The sequence below is a fragment of the Enterobacter cloacae complex sp. SHL009 genome (genome assembly GCF_049237205.1).
Taxonomy (GTDB): Bacteria; Pseudomonadota; Gammaproteobacteria; order Enterobacterales; family Enterobacteriaceae; genus Enterobacter; species Enterobacter cloacae_M.
Map to the genome: position 1 here is coordinate 300,221 of NZ_JBMKIW010000003.1, position 17,236 is coordinate 317,456.

Annotated in this window: 17 protein-coding genes and 1 tRNA gene; 6 read left to right on the plus strand and 12 right to left on the minus strand. The window is 52.2% G+C overall.

What is annotated here, in order from left to right:
* Positions 1–258: 258 nt before the first annotated feature.
* Positions 259–2,049, plus strand: coding sequence for an LTA synthase family protein (locus ACOTZC_RS10160; RefSeq protein WP_421635751.1), 1,791 nt, complete (start codon positions 259–261; stop codon positions 2,047–2,049).
* Between the two features lie 518 nt (positions 2,050–2,567).
* Here ACOTZC_RS10160 and ACOTZC_RS10165 read toward each other — a convergent pair.
* Positions 2,568–2,641 (minus strand) — tRNA-Gly (locus ACOTZC_RS10165).
* A gap of 80 nt (positions 2,642–2,721) precedes the next feature.
* Entirely contained in the window at positions 2,722–3,465 is a 744-nt protein-coding gene (gene actS / locus ACOTZC_RS10170; protein ID WP_274621334.1) for an amidase activator ActS, read from the minus strand.
* Between the two features lie 163 nt (positions 3,466–3,628).
* Here actS and idi point away from each other — a divergent pair, with 163 nt between their 5' ends.
* Complete coding sequence (gene idi / locus ACOTZC_RS10175; RefSeq protein WP_045405048.1) at positions 3,629–4,171, plus strand: isopentenyl-diphosphate Delta-isomerase; 543 nt, start codon at positions 3,629–3,631, stop codon at positions 4,169–4,171.
* A 38-nt stretch (positions 4,172–4,209) separates the two neighbouring features.
* Here idi and lysS read toward each other — a convergent pair whose 3' ends face one another.
* From lysS to xerD, 5 genes are all read right to left on the minus strand, one after another.
* Positions 4,210–5,727 (minus strand): lysine--tRNA ligase, encoded by a 1,518-nt coding sequence (gene lysS, locus ACOTZC_RS10180; protein ID WP_023309094.1) that lies wholly within the window; start codon positions 5,725–5,727, stop codon positions 4,210–4,212.
* A gap of 9 nt (positions 5,728–5,736) precedes the next feature.
* A protein-coding gene (gene prfB, locus ACOTZC_RS10185; RefSeq protein ID WP_096059326.1) for a peptide chain release factor 2 occupies positions 5,737–6,835 on the minus strand; the annotation gives its coding sequence in 2 pieces (ribosomal slippage) (positions 5,737–6,759 and positions 6,761–6,835; 1,098 coding nt in all).
* Positions 6,836–6,925: 90 nt separating this feature from the next.
* Positions 6,926–8,659: a single-stranded-DNA-specific exonuclease RecJ gene (gene recJ, locus ACOTZC_RS10190; protein ID WP_421635752.1), complete on the minus strand. Its 1,734-nt coding sequence runs from the start codon at positions 8,657–8,659 to the stop codon at positions 6,926–6,928.
* A 5-nt stretch (positions 8,660–8,664) separates the two neighbouring features.
* Positions 8,665–9,378, minus strand: a complete 714-nt coding sequence (gene dsbC / locus ACOTZC_RS10195) for a bifunctional protein-disulfide isomerase/oxidoreductase DsbC (protein ID WP_163354186.1) — start codon at positions 9,376–9,378, stop codon at positions 8,665–8,667.
* 28 nt (positions 9,379–9,406) lie between these two features.
* Entirely contained in the window at positions 9,407–10,303 is an 897-nt protein-coding gene (gene xerD, locus ACOTZC_RS10200) for a site-specific tyrosine recombinase XerD (protein WP_023309098.1), read from the minus strand.
* Positions 10,304–10,404: 101 nt separating this feature from the next.
* On the opposite strand from xerD, the gene fldB reads away from it, so the two are divergent.
* The gene (gene fldB / locus ACOTZC_RS10205) at positions 10,405–10,926 is read left to right on the plus strand and encodes a flavodoxin FldB (RefSeq protein ID WP_045405044.1); all 522 of its coding nucleotides are present in this window, start codon (positions 10,405–10,407) and stop codon (positions 10,924–10,926) included.
* A 6-nt stretch (positions 10,927–10,932) separates the two neighbouring features.
* Here the strand turns inward: fldB and ACOTZC_RS10210 are convergent, their stop codons facing one another.
* Positions 10,933–11,343, minus strand: a complete 411-nt coding sequence (locus tag ACOTZC_RS10210; protein ID WP_045405042.1) for a protein YgfX — start codon at positions 11,341–11,343, stop codon at positions 10,933–10,935.
* The gene (gene sdhE, locus ACOTZC_RS10215; protein ID WP_010435322.1) at positions 11,324–11,590 is read right to left on the minus strand and encodes an FAD assembly factor SdhE; all 267 of its coding nucleotides are present in this window, start codon (positions 11,588–11,590) and stop codon (positions 11,324–11,326) included. Before sdhE ends, ACOTZC_RS10210 begins: the two co-directional genes overlap by 20 nt.
* Before the next feature lie 294 nt (positions 11,591–11,884).
* Between sdhE and ygfZ the strand changes: the two genes are divergently transcribed.
* Positions 11,885–12,865 carry a tRNA-modifying protein YgfZ gene (gene ygfZ / locus ACOTZC_RS10220; RefSeq protein WP_047743840.1) on the plus strand — a complete coding sequence of 327 codons (981 nt, stop codon included), beginning with the start codon at positions 11,885–11,887 and terminating at the stop codon, positions 12,863–12,865.
* A 73-nt stretch (positions 12,866–12,938) separates the two neighbouring features.
* Here the strand turns inward: ygfZ and trhA are convergent, their stop codons facing one another.
* Together trhA and yqfB are read right to left on the minus strand one after the other, a co-directional pair.
* Positions 12,939–13,598 (minus strand): PAQR family membrane homeostasis protein TrhA, encoded by a 660-nt coding sequence (trhA, locus tag ACOTZC_RS10225; protein ID WP_023309101.1) that lies wholly within the window; start codon positions 13,596–13,598, stop codon positions 12,939–12,941.
* 165 nt (positions 13,599–13,763) lie between these two features.
* Positions 13,764–14,075, minus strand: coding sequence for a N(4)-acetylcytidine aminohydrolase (yqfB, locus tag ACOTZC_RS10230; RefSeq protein WP_023309102.1), 312 nt, complete (start codon positions 14,073–14,075; stop codon positions 13,764–13,766).
* A gap of 51 nt (positions 14,076–14,126) precedes the next feature.
* Between yqfB and ACOTZC_RS10235 the strand changes: the two genes are divergently transcribed.
* Positions 14,127–14,858 (plus strand): MurR/RpiR family transcriptional regulator, encoded by a 732-nt coding sequence (locus tag ACOTZC_RS10235; protein WP_032660101.1) that lies wholly within the window; start codon positions 14,127–14,129, stop codon positions 14,856–14,858.
* A 116-nt stretch (positions 14,859–14,974) separates the two neighbouring features.
* A complete protein-coding gene (bglA, locus tag ACOTZC_RS10240) occupies positions 14,975–16,408 on the plus strand; it encodes a 6-phospho-beta-glucosidase BglA (RefSeq protein WP_421635753.1) in 1,434 nt (477 codons plus the stop codon).
* A gap of 61 nt (positions 16,409–16,469) precedes the next feature.
* Here the strand turns inward: bglA and ACOTZC_RS10245 are convergent, their stop codons facing one another.
* Positions 16,470–17,213 (minus strand): SDR family oxidoreductase, encoded by a 744-nt coding sequence (locus ACOTZC_RS10245; protein ID WP_421635754.1) that lies wholly within the window; start codon positions 17,211–17,213, stop codon positions 16,470–16,472.
* Between the last annotated feature and the right edge of the window lie 23 nt (positions 17,214–17,236).

Sequence of the window (17,236 nt, forward strand, 5' to 3'; positions counted from 1 at the left end):
GCTGGCGCATAATTAGTGCACGCAATCTATCTTATTATAAGTATAGTGGTTAAGGAGTTGGCATCATAACTCTACTTAGGGGCTAACTCGGTAGGTTATCAGTTGCCGTTTCGCGCAGAGATTGCTCAATGGTTTACATATCATTGAGTGGCATATACTACTGTTTAAGTGTTGGCATTACTTACCTATTGAGATAGCCTTTTACAGGCTTTATAATTACATGATCTACTCTAGATCATTAATCCTAAGGTTCAAAAAATGAACTTGCTCTTCAAGACTAAGCCTCTCATCTCAATTAATCATTCCAGAAAAATAAAATCCTCATTAATGGATTTCACATTCATCGTTCTTTTTTTTATAATAGCTTTCGTGGGGATTAAAAATCCAGCACCACTACCAAACCATTTATATTTAACAATACACTATTTATGGCTTGCAAGCCCTTTACCTTTATCCTATATTTCACTTCGGTTGATAAAAATACCATCATTAATTTCAGCCTATACAGTCTTAATAGCGTTTAAATTATTAGAATATATAAGCGACATAAAATTATCACTCACAGGTGAAGTGTTATCCTGGAATGACTTATTTTCCCGTTCTAACATATCTATTGCAAATCATTATCTTACACCGTGGCCAGTATTTTGTCTTTTCCTTGCAATATTATTTTTTGTGATTTTATTTTTTATCAGCAGAGCATTTTACACAACAAAGAAAAATAAAGCATCACTTGCCATTAGCTTTATGATTATATTACCTTTCTCATTCTATACTCATTTCAGTTCTCTTTTTGGAGAGGACAGTCTTCTCTCCCGCAAAATGATATTATTAGCTAAAGAAATGAATGTGATTTATAAGTCATGGAATTGGCCTGAAAACCTCCAGGACAATGGAATGGCAATGCATATTGTAATGACAAGCTCACGAAAATCTGCACCTTTGGCTAACGAAAATAATAAAGAGATGTACGATCTTGAAAAACGAACGGGAAGTACGGAATTACCGAAACATAAAACTATCATTTATGTACTATGTGAGTCATGCTGGTATGACAATGCAAATTTCAAAGAACTTATCGCCCCAATATTAAATGAAGGCTTTGTTACTTTTCGAGCGACGTCTCCAGTTTATGGCGGAGGTACTGCAAATGTTGAATTTGAAATGCTGACAGGGCTACCAAGTAATTCAAGGGTCTTATCGGGTATAATTTATCAAGAATATTCCTCACAATTCAAATCGCATTCTGACACCATTGCAAGCGCTTTAAAAACAAAAGGTTTTATTACTTATGCAGCACATAATTATTTAAAAGAATTTTGGCATAGAGATATTGTTTATCAAAAATTTGGTTTTGAAAAATTTGATGGGCTTTATGAAATGTCTAATATAAGCCTACCCGATCAAATTGTCGCAACCAAAAAAAAATGGCAATGGCAACCCGATGATTACCTTCTTTATAAGTCAGCAATCGATCAGTTAAAAAAAGCCGACAAAAAAAATATTTTCATGAATTTAATAACTATGTCTACACATGGCCCCTATCCTCATGAGAATGACTCGGGAGAGTATGTATATACATACGAATTAAAACAAGCAATTGATCGCTTCGTTGAGTTCTACAAAGAAGTACGAGAGATAGATCCTGAGGCTGTTGTTGTGATTTATGGCGATCACAAACCAGCCTTAAATAAATTCTTTATGAATAAGAGTGTTCTCCCAACTAATCTTTTCAGCAAAACAGGCGATCACGACAATGACTTTGTATTTAAATGGGATATAAATCCGACCGATTACGGAGATGTCCCTGTATTTGTAGCTGCAGGAAACAATGCTAATTTAAAACAACTCGTTCAGGAAGCGAATAATCAACCTTACTTTTGCGTATCATCTCTTATAGATAAATATTTAATTAATTCAGCACTACCTAGTTTCAGATACAATATTAAAAATGAATGCTCTAACACAAATTATTCATATGAAAAAAAGATCAATGCAATGCCATCGTGGGTATACTCATTGGCATTATTTGAAGATAATGAATTATGATATGTAAAGTAAAAATACAAAAACTACCTATTTAGAATCGATTCAAAAAGGAATTATCAGAATGTCGTAACTGATAATTCCTAAATACTAAAATATGACATATAGCAAATTGCAAGATTCGTCTGGCTCAGTGCACCAGAGTTTAGAGAAATGAGAAGTGACGCGGATACTTTCTAATGCTTCTGGTGGAATGGATTCCAGATTGCATTGACTGCTAATGGTTATCGATGGAATACTGCATAACCAAATCACCGCAGTCAGGAACAAAAAACAAGCAGCAACACCACGGACTGAGGAAAACAAGACAAAAGTGCATCTCCCTGATGACTGAACCTAAGACAGTAATAGTTGACACTGTTGCGCTGAAATATAGGCGATAGCAGGGCCGGTAGTTTCATTCTATTGGCTGAATCAGTTGTCTGTATTGCCATGAGAGGGATACAGCAAGTAACTCCGTAAAGAGCTCTACCGCATTACTGTTTTTAATTCAGCAAGTTAGAATATTTTAAGATGTGTTCTGGAGCGGGCGAAGGGAATCGAACCCTCGTATAGAGCTTGGGAAGCTCTCGTTCTACCATTGAACTACGCCCGCTTTGAGGTGCGTATGGCATTATAGACCTTACGCACCTTCATACAAGCCTCTTCACAACTAACCGGCGATTAAATAATCAATTAGCACTTCGGTTTGCTGCCGGGCGCAGGCAGATAACGCTGCGGATCGATGGCCGTCGCCTTATAGCGAATCTGGAAATGCAGCTTCACCGAATCCGTACCGGTGCTGCCCATGGTGGCAATCTTCTGCCCGGCTTTGACGTTCTGCCCGTTGTTGACCAGCATCGTGTCGTTGTGCGCATAGGCCGTGATGTAGTCTTCACCATGCTTAATCATGATCAGGTTACCGTAGCCGCGCAGCTGGTTGCCGACGTAAACCACCTTCCCGGCTCCGGAGGCATAAACCGGCGTACCGCGTGCAGCCGCGATATCAATACCCTTATTGCCACCTTCAGAGAGCGAGTAAGGGGCGACCACTTTACCGCTGGCAGGCCAGATCCAGCAGCGCTGACCGACCGGCGGCCAGGATGATTGAGGCACCTGATAGGACGGCGTCACTTTGGCGGCTTTGCCTTTCGAAGAGGATTTTTTACCCGAGGACGATCCGCCGCTAACCTTCAGCTTCTGCCCCACCTCGATGGTGTAGGGTGGTGAGAGATTATTCAGACGCGCCAGATCCTTCACGCTGGTTCCCGTTGCACGCGAAATCCGGTACAGCGTATCCCCGCGCTTAACGGTATAGACCGAACCGGAATAGCTGCCCATATCCGAAGATTTGCTCCCTGAACAGCCCGCCAGCAATAGCGTCATCGTCAGGCAAAAAATGGCGGTGATGGGGTTTCTCGTCAGGCTTCCTGCAAACAAAACAGATCCTCGGTCAGCGTGAATGGCGCACTATGATAACAGCCAAAACGAATATGGGTCATGCCCTTTTCCGCTCTACGCGCCAAACCGTTCGTATAAGAATGCAGTATAATGATCCGGCTGATGGTGCTGAACCACTCGGCATTTTGGCACTGGAGCATGAATGAGTATTCAAGAACACGTTATTTTGGTAAACGACCAGGGAATGGTGATTGGCACTCAGGAAAAATATGCCGCGCACACCTTACATACCCCGCTGCATCTGGCTTTCTCCTCCTGGCTTTTTAACGCAAACGGCGAATGTCTGATCACCCGGCGCGCCTTAAGCAAAAAAGCCTGGCCCGGCGTCTGGACCAACTCCGTCTGCGGCCACCCGCAGTCCGGCGAAGAGACGATACAGGCGATAATTCGCCGCTGCCGCTTTGAAGTAGGCGCTGAGCTGTCCGATATCACCGCCGTCGCCCCTGAATTTCGCTATCGGGAAACCGACCCGTCCGGGATCGTGGAAAACGAAATTTGCCCGGTATTCGCCGCCCGCATCACCAATGACGTGACGATAAACGAAGATGAAGTGATGGACTATCAGTGGGTTGAACTGGACGCGCTATTCCGCGCGCTGGACGCGACGCCCTGGGCGTTTAGCCCGTGGATGGTCATGGAAGCGACGACCGCCCGCGAAAAACTCAAAGCCTTCGCGGCGCAATAAAAAAGCCCCTTTCGGGGCTTTTTTTACATCTTAACGCCTTATTTCACCGGGCGCATCGCCGGGAACAGGATCACGTCGCGGATGGTGTGGCTGTTGGTGAACAGCATCACCATACGGTCGATACCAATCCCCAGACCCGCCGTTGGTGGTAGACCGTGTTCCAGCGCGGTCACGTAGTCTTCGTCGAAGAACATCGCTTCGTCGTCGCCTGCCGCTTTCGCGTCAACCTGATCCTGGAAGCGCTGAGCCTGGTCTTCCGCATCGTTCAGCTCGCTAAAGCCGTTGCCGATTTCGCGGCCGCCGATGAAGAATTCGAAGCGATCGGTGATCTCCGGATTCTCGTCATTACGACGCGCCAGCGGAGAGACTTCAGCCGGATACTCGGTAATGAAGGTCGGCTGAATCAGGTGCGCTTCGGCCACTTCTTCGAAGATCTCGGTCACGATACGGCCCAGACCCCAGCTCTTCTCAACCTTGATACCGATGCTTTCAGCGATCGCTTTCGCAGAATCGAAGTTATCCAGATCCGCCATGTTGGTTTCCGGACGGTACTTCTTGATCGCTTCGCGCATGGTCAGTTTTTCAAACGGCTTGCCGAAGTCGAAGACTTCTTCACCGTAAGGGACCTGGGTGGTACCCAGAATGTCCTGCGCCAGGGTGCGGAACAGGGATTCGGTCAGCTCGATCAAATCTTTGTAATCCGCATACGCCATATAGAGTTCCATCATGGTGAACTCTGGGTTATGACGAACGGAGATACCTTCGTTACGGAAGTTACGGTTGATTTCGAACACGCGGTCGAAACCACCGACCACCAGACGCTTCAGGTACAGTTCCGGCGCGATACGCAGGTACATGTCCAGGTCCAGGGCGTTGTGATGGGTGATGAACGGACGCGCAGACGCGCCGCCAGGGATCACCTGCATCATTGGGGTTTCCACTTCCATAAAGTCGCGGTTCACCATGAACTGGCGGATACCGGCCATGATCTGAGAGCGAATTTTGAAGGTCTTACGGGATTCATCGTTAGAGATGAGATCCAGGTAGCGCTGACGATAGCGCGCTTCCTGATCCTGCAGGCCGTGGAATTTGTCCGGCAGCGGGCGCAGGGCTTTGGTCAGCAGACGCAGCTCGGTGCAGTGGATAGACAGTTCACCGGTCTTGGTTTTGAACAGTTTACCTTTCGCGCCCAGGATATCGCCCAGGTCCCACTTCTTGAACTGCTCGTTGTAGATGCCTTCCGGCAGGTCGTCACGGGAAACGTACAGCTGAATACGGCCGCCCACGTCCTGCAAGGTCACGAAGGAGGCTTTACCCATGATACGACGGGTCATCATGCGGCCTGCAACGGCCACTTCAACGTTCAGCGCTTCCAGCTCTTCGTTCTCTTTAGCGTCGAAGTCAGCGTGCAGTTGGTCTGAGGTGTGGTCACGACGAAAATCGTTCGGGAACGGCACGCCCTGCTCGCGCAGCGCTGCCAGCTTCTCGCGGCGGGTTTTCAGTTCGTTGTTAAGATCGACTACCGCGTCAGCGCCCTGTGCTTGTTGTTCAGACATGTTGGTTCCTCATAACCCTGCTTTCAAACTTGCTTCGATAAATTGGTCCAGGCTGCCGTCCAGCACCGCCTGCGTATTGCGGGTTTCAACCCCGGTACGCAGGTCTTTGATGCGGGAGTCATCAAGGACGTAAGAACGGATCTGGCTGCCCCAGCCGATGTCGGACTTGTTGTCTTCCATCGCCTGTTTCTCAGCATTTTTCTTCTGCATCTCCAGCTCATAAAGCTTTGCTTTCATCTGCTTCATGGCCTGGTCTTTGTTCTTATGCTGGGAACGGTCGTTCTGGCACTGTGTTACCAGCCCGGTTGGAATGTGGGTAATACGCACCGCTGATTCCGTACGGTTAACGTGCTGGCCACCCGCGCCGGATGCGCGATAAACGTCGATACGCAGGTCCGCCGGGTTAATTTCGATATCAATATCTTCATCAACTTCCGGATAAACAAACGCGGAGCTGAAGGAGGTATGACGACGGCCACCGGAGTCGAACGGGCTCTTACGCACCAGGCGGTGAACGCCGGTTTCGGTACGCAGCCAGCCGTAGGCGTAATCACCGATAATCTTGATGGTCACGGATTTAATACCGGCCACTTCACCTTCAGACTCTTCGATAATTTCGGTTTTGAAGCCGCGCGCTTCTGCCCAACGCAGGTACATGCGCGTCAGCATGCTGGCCCAGTCCTGCGCTTCGGTGCCGCCAGAACCTGCCTGAATATCGAGATAGCAGTCAGCGCTGTCGTATTCGCCGGAGAACATACGACGGAATTCCAGCTGCGCCAGCTTCTCTTCCAGCACGTCGAGTTCTGCCACGGCTTCGTTAAAGGTTTCTTCGTCGTCGGCTTCGACGGCCAGCTCCAGCAAACCGGAAACATCTTCCAGCCCCTGGGCCATTTGATCCAGCGTATCTACGATAGCTTCGAGAGAGGAACGCTCTTTACCCAGCGCCTGTGCGCGTTCAGGTTCGTTCCAGACGTCCGGCTGTTCCAGCTCGGCGTTTACTTCTTCAAGACGCTCTTTCTTGGCATCGTAGTCAAAGATACCCCCTAAGAACGTCAGAGCGCTCCGTGAGGTCCTGAATACGGTTTTTTACCGGATTAATTTCAAACATGGTCTGTTTTCTTTTATGGACTTGTCAAAATGCGGTGATAAGAGCGGGATTGTACCGAATCCACGCCCTTTTTTATAGAGATTACTGCCGCTAAATTGGCCAGATATTGTCGATGATGATCTGCAGGGTGCGGTTACCGCGAAACTCGTTGATGTCCAGTTTGTACGCCAGTTCGACCTCGCGCACGCCGTTGTCCGGCCAGATGGAGGTATCGACGTTGAAGGCAATGCCGTCCAGCAGCGGTCCCCCGCCCACGGGCTCGACCATCACTTTCAGATGACGTTCGCCGACGATGCGCTGCTGCAGCAGGCGGAAACGCCCGTCGAACAGCGGTTCCGGGAACATCTGTCCCCACGGACCGGCATCGCGGAGCATTTGCGCCACGTCCATCGTCATTTCAAGCGGTGAAAGCTCGCCATCGGACACCACTTCCCCCTGCAGCAGGGCCGGATCAATCCAGTCGGTTACCAGTTCACCAAACAGACGCTGAAACTCGTCGAATTTCGCCTCTTCCAGAGACAGGCCTGCCGCCATCGCATGGCCGCCGAACTTGATCATCAGACCCGGATACAGCGTATCGAGACGCTCCAGCGCATCGCGCATGTGCAGCCCCTGGATTGAGCGGCCAGAGCCTTTCAGCGTGCCATCACCCGCGGGGGCGAACGCGATCACCGGCCGGTGGAAACGTTCTTTAATACGCGACGCCAGAATGCCCACCACGCCCTGATGCCACTCGGGATGGTACATCGCCAGGCCGCCCGGCAGCGTATCGCCGCTGCGTTCAAGCTTTTCGCACAGGGTCAGCGCTTCGGCCTGCATCCCCTGCTCAATCTCTTTACGGGTCTGGTTCAGCGCGTCCAGCTCGTTGGCCAGCACGCGCGCTTCACCGATGTTGTCGCACAGCAGCAGCGCCACGCCGACGGACATATCGTCCAGCCTTCCGGCTGCGTTAAGACGCGGCCCGAGAGCAAAGCCCAGGTCGCTTGCCGCCAGCTTGAGCGGGTCGCGGTTGGCGATTTCCAGCAGCGCCTTGATCCCTGGACGGCACTTGCCTGCCCGGATACGGCTTAAGCCCTGCCAGGTCAAAATACGGTTATTGGTATCGAGCGGGACCACGTCCGCGACGGTGCCCAGCGCCACCAGATCGAGATATTCGGCCAGGTTCGGTACGGCAATACCGCGGGATTCGAACCAGCCCTTATCGCGCAGCAGGGTACGTAACGCCAGCATCAGATAAAACGCTACGCCCACGCCTGCAAGTGATTTTGATGGGAAATCGCAGTCGCGCAGGTTGGGGTTAATAATCGCTTCCGCATCCGGCAGCGTTTCGCCCGGCAGGTGGTGATCGGTGACCAGCACCGGGATCCCCAAAGCGTGAGCATGATCGACGCCCGCATGGGAAGAGATCCCGTTATCGACGGTCATGATCATCTGCGCACCGCGGGCGTGGGCCTGATCGACCACTTCCGGGCTGAGGCCATAGCCGTCTTCAAAACGGTTCGGCACCAGATAGGTGACGTTATCGCAGCCCAGCGCGCGCAGGCTGAGCACGCTCAGCGCGGTGCTGGTTGCGCCGTCGGCGTCGAAATCGCCTACCACCACAATCCGCGTTCCCTCTCGAAGCGCGTTGTAGAGTATTTCGGTGGCTTTTTCGATACCGCTCAGCTGCTGCCAGGGCAGCATCCCTTTCACGCTGCGTTCAAGATCCTCAGCGCGACGCACGCCGCGGCTGGCGTAGAGGCGCTTAAGCAGCGCCGGGAGATCGTCCGGTAAATCAACGGGTTCAACCGCCTCGCGGCGGCGCAATTTTATTGGGGCTTTCACGCGGATTATTTACCACCAAACTGTTTCTGGTGCGCGTCGAGGAACTCTTTCATCTCTTTTGGTCCCTGATAGCCCGGAACGACATAGCCGTTGCTCAGGACAATCGCAGGCGTACCGCTCACGCCAAACTGCACGCCGAGCGCGTAGTGGTTAGCGATATCAATGTCGCAGGAGGCTGGCTTAACGCCTTTGCCGTTCATCGCGTCATCAAACGCTTTGTTGCGGTCTTTCGCACACCAGATCGCCTTCATGTCCTGCTCTGGCTGGCTCTGCACGCCCGCGCGCGGGAAGGCCAGGTAACGCACGGTGATGCCCAGCGCGTTGTAGTCTTTCATCTCTTCATGCAGCTTGTGGCAGTAGCCGCAGGTGATGTCGGTGAAGACGGTAATGACGTGTTTTTCCTGCGCCGCTTTATAGACGATCATCTCTTTTTCGAGCGCGTTCAGGTTTTTCATCAGCAGCTGGTTGGTGACGTTCACCGGCTGCGCGTCGCTCACGTCGTACATTGGCCCCTGAATAATGTGTTTGCCGTCTTCGGTGACGTACAGCACGCCGCTGTTGGTGAGTACCGTTTTCATGCCGGCAACCGGTGCAGGCTGAATATCGCTACCGGTGACGCCAAGCTTAGCCAGCGACTGTTTGATGGCGGCGTCGTCCGCATGGGCGAAACCGGTAAATGAGGCTGCCAGCAGGGTGAACAGCGCGAAAGTCTTTTTCATATGTGATCCTGTTACAATTCGTCGGCACTCACGCACGAGGGTGGTGCTGTTGGTGTAGCTGCCGCAGGCGTTCCGTCGCGACATGGGTGTAAATTTGCGTCGTGGAAAGATCGCTGTGGCCCAGCAGCATCTGCACCACGCGTAAATCAGCGCCGTGGTTTAACAGATGCGTCGCGAAGGCGTGACGCAATACGTGCGGCGAAAGCTTTTCACTGTCGATACCCGCCAGTGTGGCGTAATGCTTGATGCGATGCCAGAACGTTTGCCGCGTCATCTGCTGGGCGCGCTGGCTCGGAAACAGGACGTCGATAGAAGTACCATTTAGCAGCCACGGACGACCGTGCTCCAGGTACGTTTCCAGCCAGTAAACCGCCTCTTCACCCAGCGGAACCAGCCTTTCCTTATTTCCTTTACCAATGACGCGCACTACGCCCTGACGCAGGCTGATGTCGCTCATCGTCAGACCAACCAGTTCCGAAACGCGCAAGCCGGTAGCATACAATAGCTCAAGCATGGCTTTATCGCGTAACTCCAGCGGCAGGTCAACAGCCGGTGACTGTAATAATCTCTCAACTTGTGCTTCGCTGAGATCTTTCGGCAGCCGCTGCGGGAGCTTAGGAGATGCCAGCAGCGCGCTGGGATCGTCTTCGCGGATCTTCTCACGGTAGAGGTGCTGGAACAGCCGACGCATGGCGCTGAGCAAACGCGCGGAACTGGTAGCTTTGTAGCCCCCTGCGATACGTTCCCCCAGCAGCGCCTGCAGGTCGTCACGCTGCGCGCTCGCAAGGGATAACCCCCGGTGCGCAAGCCATTCCACCAGCATGGTGAGATCGCGACGGTAGGCGCTAAGGGTATTCTCGGCCAGATTTTTCTCCAGCCACAGCGCGTCGAGAAACTGTTCGATCAGTGCGAGATCCTTTTCCACATCAGCCCCTTTGATTTTGCAGTCAGGCCATTATGCCTGATTGCGACCGGTTTCTGGTACACTATGCGCAAAGTCAAAGCAAGTATTGAGATAGTTACGCGATGAATATTGGTCTGTTCTATGGTTCCAGCACCTGCTACACCGAAATGGCGGCAGAGAAAATTCGCGACATCATTGGCCCGGAACTGGTGACGTTGCATAACCTGAAAGATGACGCGCTTACGCTGATGGAGCAGTATGACGTGCTGATCCTCGGCATCCCGACATGGGATTTCGGCGAGATACAGGAAGACTGGGAAGCTATCTGGGACCAGCTCGATACGCTCAACCTCGACGGCAAAATCATTGCCATGTACGGCATGGGGGATCAGGTGGGTTACGGGGAATGGTTCCTGGACGCGCTCGGCATGCTGCATGACAAGCTGGCGCCGAAAGGCGTGTCGTTTATCGGCTACTGGCCAACCGAAGGTTACGAGTTCACCAGTAAAAAACCGATTATCGCCGACGGCGAATTGTTTGTAGGACTCGCGCTGGATGAAACCAACCAGTACGATCTCAGCGATGAGCGCCTGCAAAGCTGGTGCGAGCAGATTCTGGGCGAAATGGCTGAAAAGTTTAGCTAACGCGCATTACCCCTGCGTCGTCTGTTGCAACAGCATCCGGCGCAGGTCTCGCCACTCGGCAGCATCCATACTGTCAGCCGCCAGCCACAGATGCTGGCAACGCCCGCCGTCCACCTTGCGTAACCGTAACATCATGCCGTAGTTGAGCATCCAGGGCATACCGAGAATATCCCACTCTTTACCCTGCCAGCGCAGGCGGGAATCCATCAGTAATTTAATCTCTCCCTGACGGGCATTAATGCGACGCTGGCTGCGTACGCTGTCAAAAACGACAAACGACAGTAACAGCAGCCACAGCGGCGTATAGCTCAGCGGCCACGGCATCAGTAAAACAAAGGCCGCAACCAGGCCGTGGAGCAATAAAGACATCCACTGCGAGCGCCACGAGACGCGAAGATCAGATTGCCACAGGACCACGTTCCCGATTCCGTGTTTGAATTAATTGCACCATCCGTTGCAACTCGGTGTCGGCGGGTTTGCCGTGGTTCATCAGCCAGTTGAATAAATCCGGATCGTCAGACTCAAGCAGGCGAACAAACAGACGCTTATCATCATCGCTTAAGCTGTCATACTCATATTCGAAGAAAGGCATGATGGAAATATCAAGTTCACGCATGCCGCGACGGCACGCCCAGTGAATACGGGCCTTGTTGTTAATATCCATGTTCAGTTTCCTGCATTACGTTTGGCACAGTCGGTACCCCGTTCAGTGTTCTTTATTTCTCTACGGGGACACCAGCTAGTGTAACGTGTTTTTGACCGTTTCATTACTGGAATATTGCGATCGCCGAGCAGGCTTCCAGAATAATCCCTACAAAGACAGCGGATTACATTATTTTGCGTAGCGCTAAGCATAACCGGTTTAGGGCACAAATGGTCTGTTGAAAGCGCTTGCATTGCCTGCAGGCTCTTTTACCATTAGGCATTATCAAAGCGTTAAGCAATTCAGGATATCGTTATGGCATTTACACCATTTTCTCCTCGCCAGCCCGCCGCCTCTGCGCGTCTGCCGCTGACGCTTATTTCTCTTGATGACTGGGCGCTGGCAACGCTCAGCGGTGCCGACGCCGAAAAATATCTGCAGGGCCAGGTGACCGCCGACGTCAGTCAGATGACCGAACACCAGCACCTGCTGGCCGCGCATTGCGACCCAAAAGGCAAAATGTGGAGCAACCTGCGCCTCTTCCGCCGTCAGGACGGCTTTGCTTTTATTGAGCGCCGCAGCCTGCAAGAGGCCCAGCTCAAAGAGCTGAAGAAGTACGCGGTCTTCTCCAAAGTCACTATCGCCCCGGACGACGAACATGTCCTGCTGGGAGTGGCCGGTTTCCAGGCGCGTGCGGCGCTGAAAAATCTCTTCAGCGAACTGCCGGATGCAGAAAAGCAGGTGATCAGCGAAGGCGCGACCTCCATCCTGTGGTTTGAACACCCTGCGGAGCGTTTCCTGTTAGTCACGGATGCGGCAACGGCCGATCGCGTGACTGAAGCGCTGCGCGGCGAAGCGCAGCTCAACAATAGTCAGCAGTGGCTGGCGCTGAACATCGAAGCGGGTCTGCCGGTGATTGACGCAGCAAACAGCGCGCAGTTCATTCCTCAGGCAACAAACCTGCAGGCGCTGGGGGGCATCAGCTTTAAAAAGGGCTGTTACACCGGCCAGGAGATGGTGGCACGTGCAAAATTCCGCGGGGCAAACAAACGAGCGCTGTGGACGCTGGCGGGCCATGCCAGCCGTGTACCTGAAGCGGGTGAAGACTTAGAGCTGAAGATGGGTGATAACTGGCGCCGCACCGGCACCGTGTTAGCCGCCGTACAGCTGGATGATGGACGTCTTTTGGTACAGGCCGTCATGAACAACGACATGGAAGCCGACAGCGTGTTCCGCGTGCGTGACGATGCGAACACGCTGAGCATCGAGCCGCTGCCGTATTCGTTAGAAGAGTAATCGTATCCAGGTGCCCTCCCTCTCCCTGTGGGAGAAGGCCGGGGTGAGGGCAACCGCCCGCACGGTTTAAAAACTACACCTGCCCCACGTACAAATAGATCGCCAAAAAGTGGCATACGCTGCCGCCGAGCACAAAGCCGTGCCAGATGGCATGGTTGTACGGGATGCGCTTGCAGACGTAGAAAATCACGCCGAGCGAGTACACCACGCCGCCTAAGGCCAGAAGCGTCACGCCCCCTACCGACAGTTTGACCGCCAGTTGATACACCACAATCAGCGACAGCCAGCCCATTGTCAGATAGGTGACCAGTGACAGCACCTTAAACCGGTGCGCGATGGTCAGCTTAAACAGGATCCCCAGCAGTGCCAGGCTCCAGATAACAATCATCAGGCCACGCGACAGCGGTGAGTTGAGCCCCACCAGCAAAAACGGTGTGTAGGTGCCTGCAATCAGAAGATAGATAGCACAGTGGTCAAATTTCTTGAGCCACATCTTGGCCCGCTGATGCGGGATCGCGTGATATAGCGTCGAGGCCAGGAACAGCAGGATCATACTCCCGCCATAAAGGCTGTAGCTGGTAATGGCCATCGCGCTGGCATTGGCGTCCACCGCCTGCACCAGCAATAACACTAAACCGACAATCCCAAACACAAGGCCAATGCCGTGGCTGATGCTGTTGGCTACTTCCTCAGCCAGCGAATATCCCTGTGCGATTAATGGTCTACTCACCATACAAAACTCCGGGAAAACAAAAGATGATTATTCATCGTATAGCTATGCTAACTGAGAATGATTCCAGTGAACACCTGTTAGCCAAAATAAAGTTAAACATAACGTTTCTAAATTACAATCAGACAGTTACACTTTAATTTCAGCGAACATGCGTTTCGATTTTAATTATAAGCATTTAAAATCAATCACATAAAACTGGTTCTGCCTGGGGTAGATCTCTGAGATCACGTTTTTCAATGCATCCAGGGTCATGTTCTCCTGTTCAGCATGTTTTTGCGTCAATGTATCGAACGTAACGGTTGACGTTCCCGTTACTTCGATGGTGCAAAAATAACCATCATCCTCATAACGCCCCACCCGCAGGATATCGCCGGTTTTGAAATGGGATTCACTTTTATCCCGGATAGTTATGGTTTTACGTCCGGCCAGAATGTCGTCCTGAAAACGCTGAAAAAAAGTGATGTCGTTTGGCTGCATGTTATTATTCCCTGAAGAAAAGTCTGATGAGTGAGTGTAGCCATTGTGAGCATGTTCTCCCATTCCGCCATTGCCAGTCTCAATAACCTGGAGATGATGGTCTACAACTATGTCATAAAAAATCGTGACAAAGTGATGTACATGACCATCCGCGAGCTGGCGGATGCGGCAGACGTCTCAACCACCACCATCCTGCGCTTTTGCCGCAAGCTTAACTGCGAAGGCTATTCTGAATTCCGCGTGCGCTTTAAGCTTTATCTTGAACAGAACGAGCCCCAGCAGGCAAACTTCGGTGCCAGCGAAATTATCAGCTTTTTTAAAAGCGTGAATAATGAAGAGTTCGATGCGTTATTAGATAAGGCGGTTGATATTATTTTATCGTCAGAGCGAATTATATTTGTCGGTGCCGGAACATCGGGTTCGCTGGCAAAATATGGCGCACGCTTCTTTTCTAATATCGGGAAATTCAGTAATCATATTGATGATCCTTATTTCCCGGTCACCAATGATATGGCGAAAAATGCGCTGGCGATTGTGCTTTCCGTCTCGGGCGAGACCGAGGAGATCCTGCGCTTCGCCAGCCAGTTCAGCCTGCATCACTGCAAGGTGCTCTCGATAACCAGCCACGAGCACTCGCGTCTCGCAAAACTGGCGGACTTTAATCTCTCCTGGCATGTTCCTCAGACGCGTATTGCAGGCGTCTACGATATCACCACGCAAATTCCCGTTATCTATATTCTGGAATCTCTCGGACGTAAACTGGCGAAGAAACTCACAGAATAAAACACCCTGTTTTTTTGATGTAACAAATCACATTTACTGTGAATTGTTATATCGTGACATTCAATTTCGCTTTGCTAGACTCGATGCCAATAAGCCATTTATTGAGAAGAGCAGCGATGAAAAAATTAACCTTACCAAAAGATTTTTTATGGGGCGGCGCGGTTGCGGCTCACCAGGTTGAAGGCGGCTGGAAAAAAGGCGGCAAAGGACCAAGCATTTGCGACGTATTGACCGGCGGCGCGCAAGGCGTCCCGCGCGAAATCACCCAGGAAGTAGTGCCGGGTAAATACTACCCAAACCACGAGGCTATCGACTTCCACGACCACTATAAAGAAGACATCAAGCTGTTTGCCGAGATGGGTTTCAAGTGCTTCCGCACCTCTATCGCCTGGACGCGCATCTTCCCGAAAGGTGACGAAACGCAGCCAAACGAAGAGGGGCTGAAGTTTTACGACGACATGTTCGACGAGCTGCTGAAATACAACATCGAACCGGTGATCACCCTCTCTCATTTCGAAATGCCGCTGCACCTGGTGCAGGAGTACGGTAGCTGGACCAACCGTAAAGTGGTCGATTTCTTTGTGCGCTTCGCGGAAGTGGTTTTTGAGCGCTACAAAAACAAGGTCAAATACTGGATGACCTTCAACGAAATCAATAACCAGCGCAACTGGCGCGCGCCGCTGTTCGGTTACTGCTGCTCGGGCGTGGTCTATACCGAACATGACAATCCGGAAGAGACCATGTACCAGGTCCTGCACCACCAGTTTGTGGCCAGCGCCCTGGCGGTGAAAGCCGCGCGCCGCATCAATCCGGAGATGAAAGTCGGCTGCATGCTGGCGATGGTGGCGCTCTATCCGTTCTCCTGCAAACCGGAAGACGTGATGTTCGCCCAGGAATCCATGCGCGAGCGCTATGTCTTTACCGACGTCCAACTGCGTGGTTACTACCCATCCTACGTGCTGAACGAGTGGGAGCGCCGTGGCTTCTCCATCAAAATGGAGGCAGGCGACGAGCAGATCCTGCGTGAAGGTACCTGCGACTACTTAGGTTTCAGCTACTACATGACCAACGCGGTGAAAGCGGAAGGCGGTACCGGCGATGCGATTTCCGGCTTCGAAGGCAGCGTGCCGAACCCGCACGTGAAGGCGTCCGACTGGGGCTGGCAGATTGACCCGGTAGGCCTGCGCTATTCTCTGTGCGAACTGTACGAGCGTTATCAGAAACCGCTGTTTATCGTGGAGAACGGGTTCGGCGCCTACGACAAGGTTGAAGAAGACGGCAGCATCAACGACGACTATCGCATCGACTACCTGCGTGCCCACGTGGAAGAGATGATCAAAGCCGTGACGCACGACGGCGTGGATCTGATGGGATATACGCCATGGGGCTGCATCGACTGCGTGTCGTTCACCACCGGCCAGTACAGCAAGCGCTACGGCTTTATCTACGTGAACAAGCACGACGACGGCACGGGCGACATGTCGCGTTCCCGCAAGAAAAGCTTCGAGTGGTATAAGGGCGTGATTGCCAGCAACGGCGAGAAACTTTAACGCCGGGCGGCGCTACGATTGATCCCCTCTCCCCTTTGGGGAGAGGGTTAGGGTGAGGGGCTTATTTCCCGCCAGCCAACTCAATAAAACTGCCCGTTACGTACGACGCCTTCTCGCTCAGCAGCCAGACAATCGCCTGCGCCACCTCTTCCGGCTGGCCGCCGCGCTGCATCGGCAGCAAGGATTTCACGCGATCCACTCGCCCCGGCTCTCCGCCGGACGCATGAATATCGGTATAAATCAGACCCGGACGTACGCAGTTGACGCGAATACCCTGTGCCGCCACTTCCAGCGATAGCCCGGTTGTCAGCGAATCCACCGCCCCCTTGGACGCGGCATAATCCACATATTCACCCGGCGCCCCCAGACGCGACGCTGCGGAAGAGACATTCACTATCGCCCCGCCCTTGCCGCCATGCCTGAAGGACATGCGTTTTACCGCTTCCCGGCAGCAGAGAAAGTAGCCCGTGACGTTGGTCGCCAGGACGCGGTTAATGCGCTCAGCGGAGAGGTTCTCGATAGTGGATTGCTCAAACAGAATGCCCGCATTATTGACCAGCGCACGAAGCGGCTCGCCTTCACGATCGAGGCTGTCAAACATCGCCAGCACCTGGGCTTCATCACTGATATCTGCGCGGACGGCAAAGGCTTTACCGCCCGCGTCAACGATCTGGTTGATCACGTCCGTCGCGGCTTTAATGTTGTGATGATAGTTCACCGCCACGGTGTAGCCTTCGCGCGCCAGCTGCAGCGCGGTGGCTTTCCCAATGCCCCGGCTGGCGCCGGTGACCAGTGCTATTGCCATTTTCTTCTCCCAATAAAAAAGCC

Coding starts and splice junctions, on each gene's coding strand:
- bglA (WP_421635753.1), top strand. CDS start 14,975: ATGAAAAAATTAACCTTACCAAAAGATTTTTTATGGGGCGGCGCGGTT.
- lysS (WP_023309094.1), bottom strand. CDS start 5,727: ATGTCTGAACAACAAGCACAGGGCGCTGACGCGGTAGTCGATCTTAAC.
- fldB (WP_045405044.1), top strand. CDS start 10,405: ATGAATATTGGTCTGTTCTATGGTTCCAGCACCTGCTACACCGAAATG.
- dsbC (WP_163354186.1), bottom strand. CDS start 9,378: ATGAAAAAGACTTTCGCGCTGTTCACCCTGCTGGCAGCCTCATTTACC.
- yqfB (WP_023309102.1), bottom strand. CDS start 14,075: ATGCAGCCAAACGACATCACTTTTTTTCAGCGTTTTCAGGACGACATT.
- ACOTZC_RS10245 (WP_421635754.1), bottom strand. CDS start 17,213: ATGGCAATAGCACTGGTCACCGGCGCCAGCCGGGGCATTGGGAAAGCC.
- ACOTZC_RS10160 (WP_421635751.1), top strand. CDS start 259: ATGAACTTGCTCTTCAAGACTAAGCCTCTCATCTCAATTAATCATTCC.
- ygfZ (WP_047743840.1), top strand. CDS start 11,885: ATGGCATTTACACCATTTTCTCCTCGCCAGCCCGCCGCCTCTGCGCGT.
- trhA (WP_023309101.1), bottom strand. CDS start 13,598: ATGGTGAGTAGACCATTAATCGCACAGGGATATTCGCTGGCTGAGGAA.
- sdhE (WP_010435322.1), bottom strand. CDS start 11,590: ATGGATATTAACAACAAGGCCCGTATTCACTGGGCGTGCCGTCGCGGC.
- ACOTZC_RS10235 (WP_032660101.1), top strand. CDS start 14,127: ATGTTCTCCCATTCCGCCATTGCCAGTCTCAATAACCTGGAGATGATG.
- idi (WP_045405048.1), top strand. CDS start 3,629: ATGAGTATTCAAGAACACGTTATTTTGGTAAACGACCAGGGAATGGTG.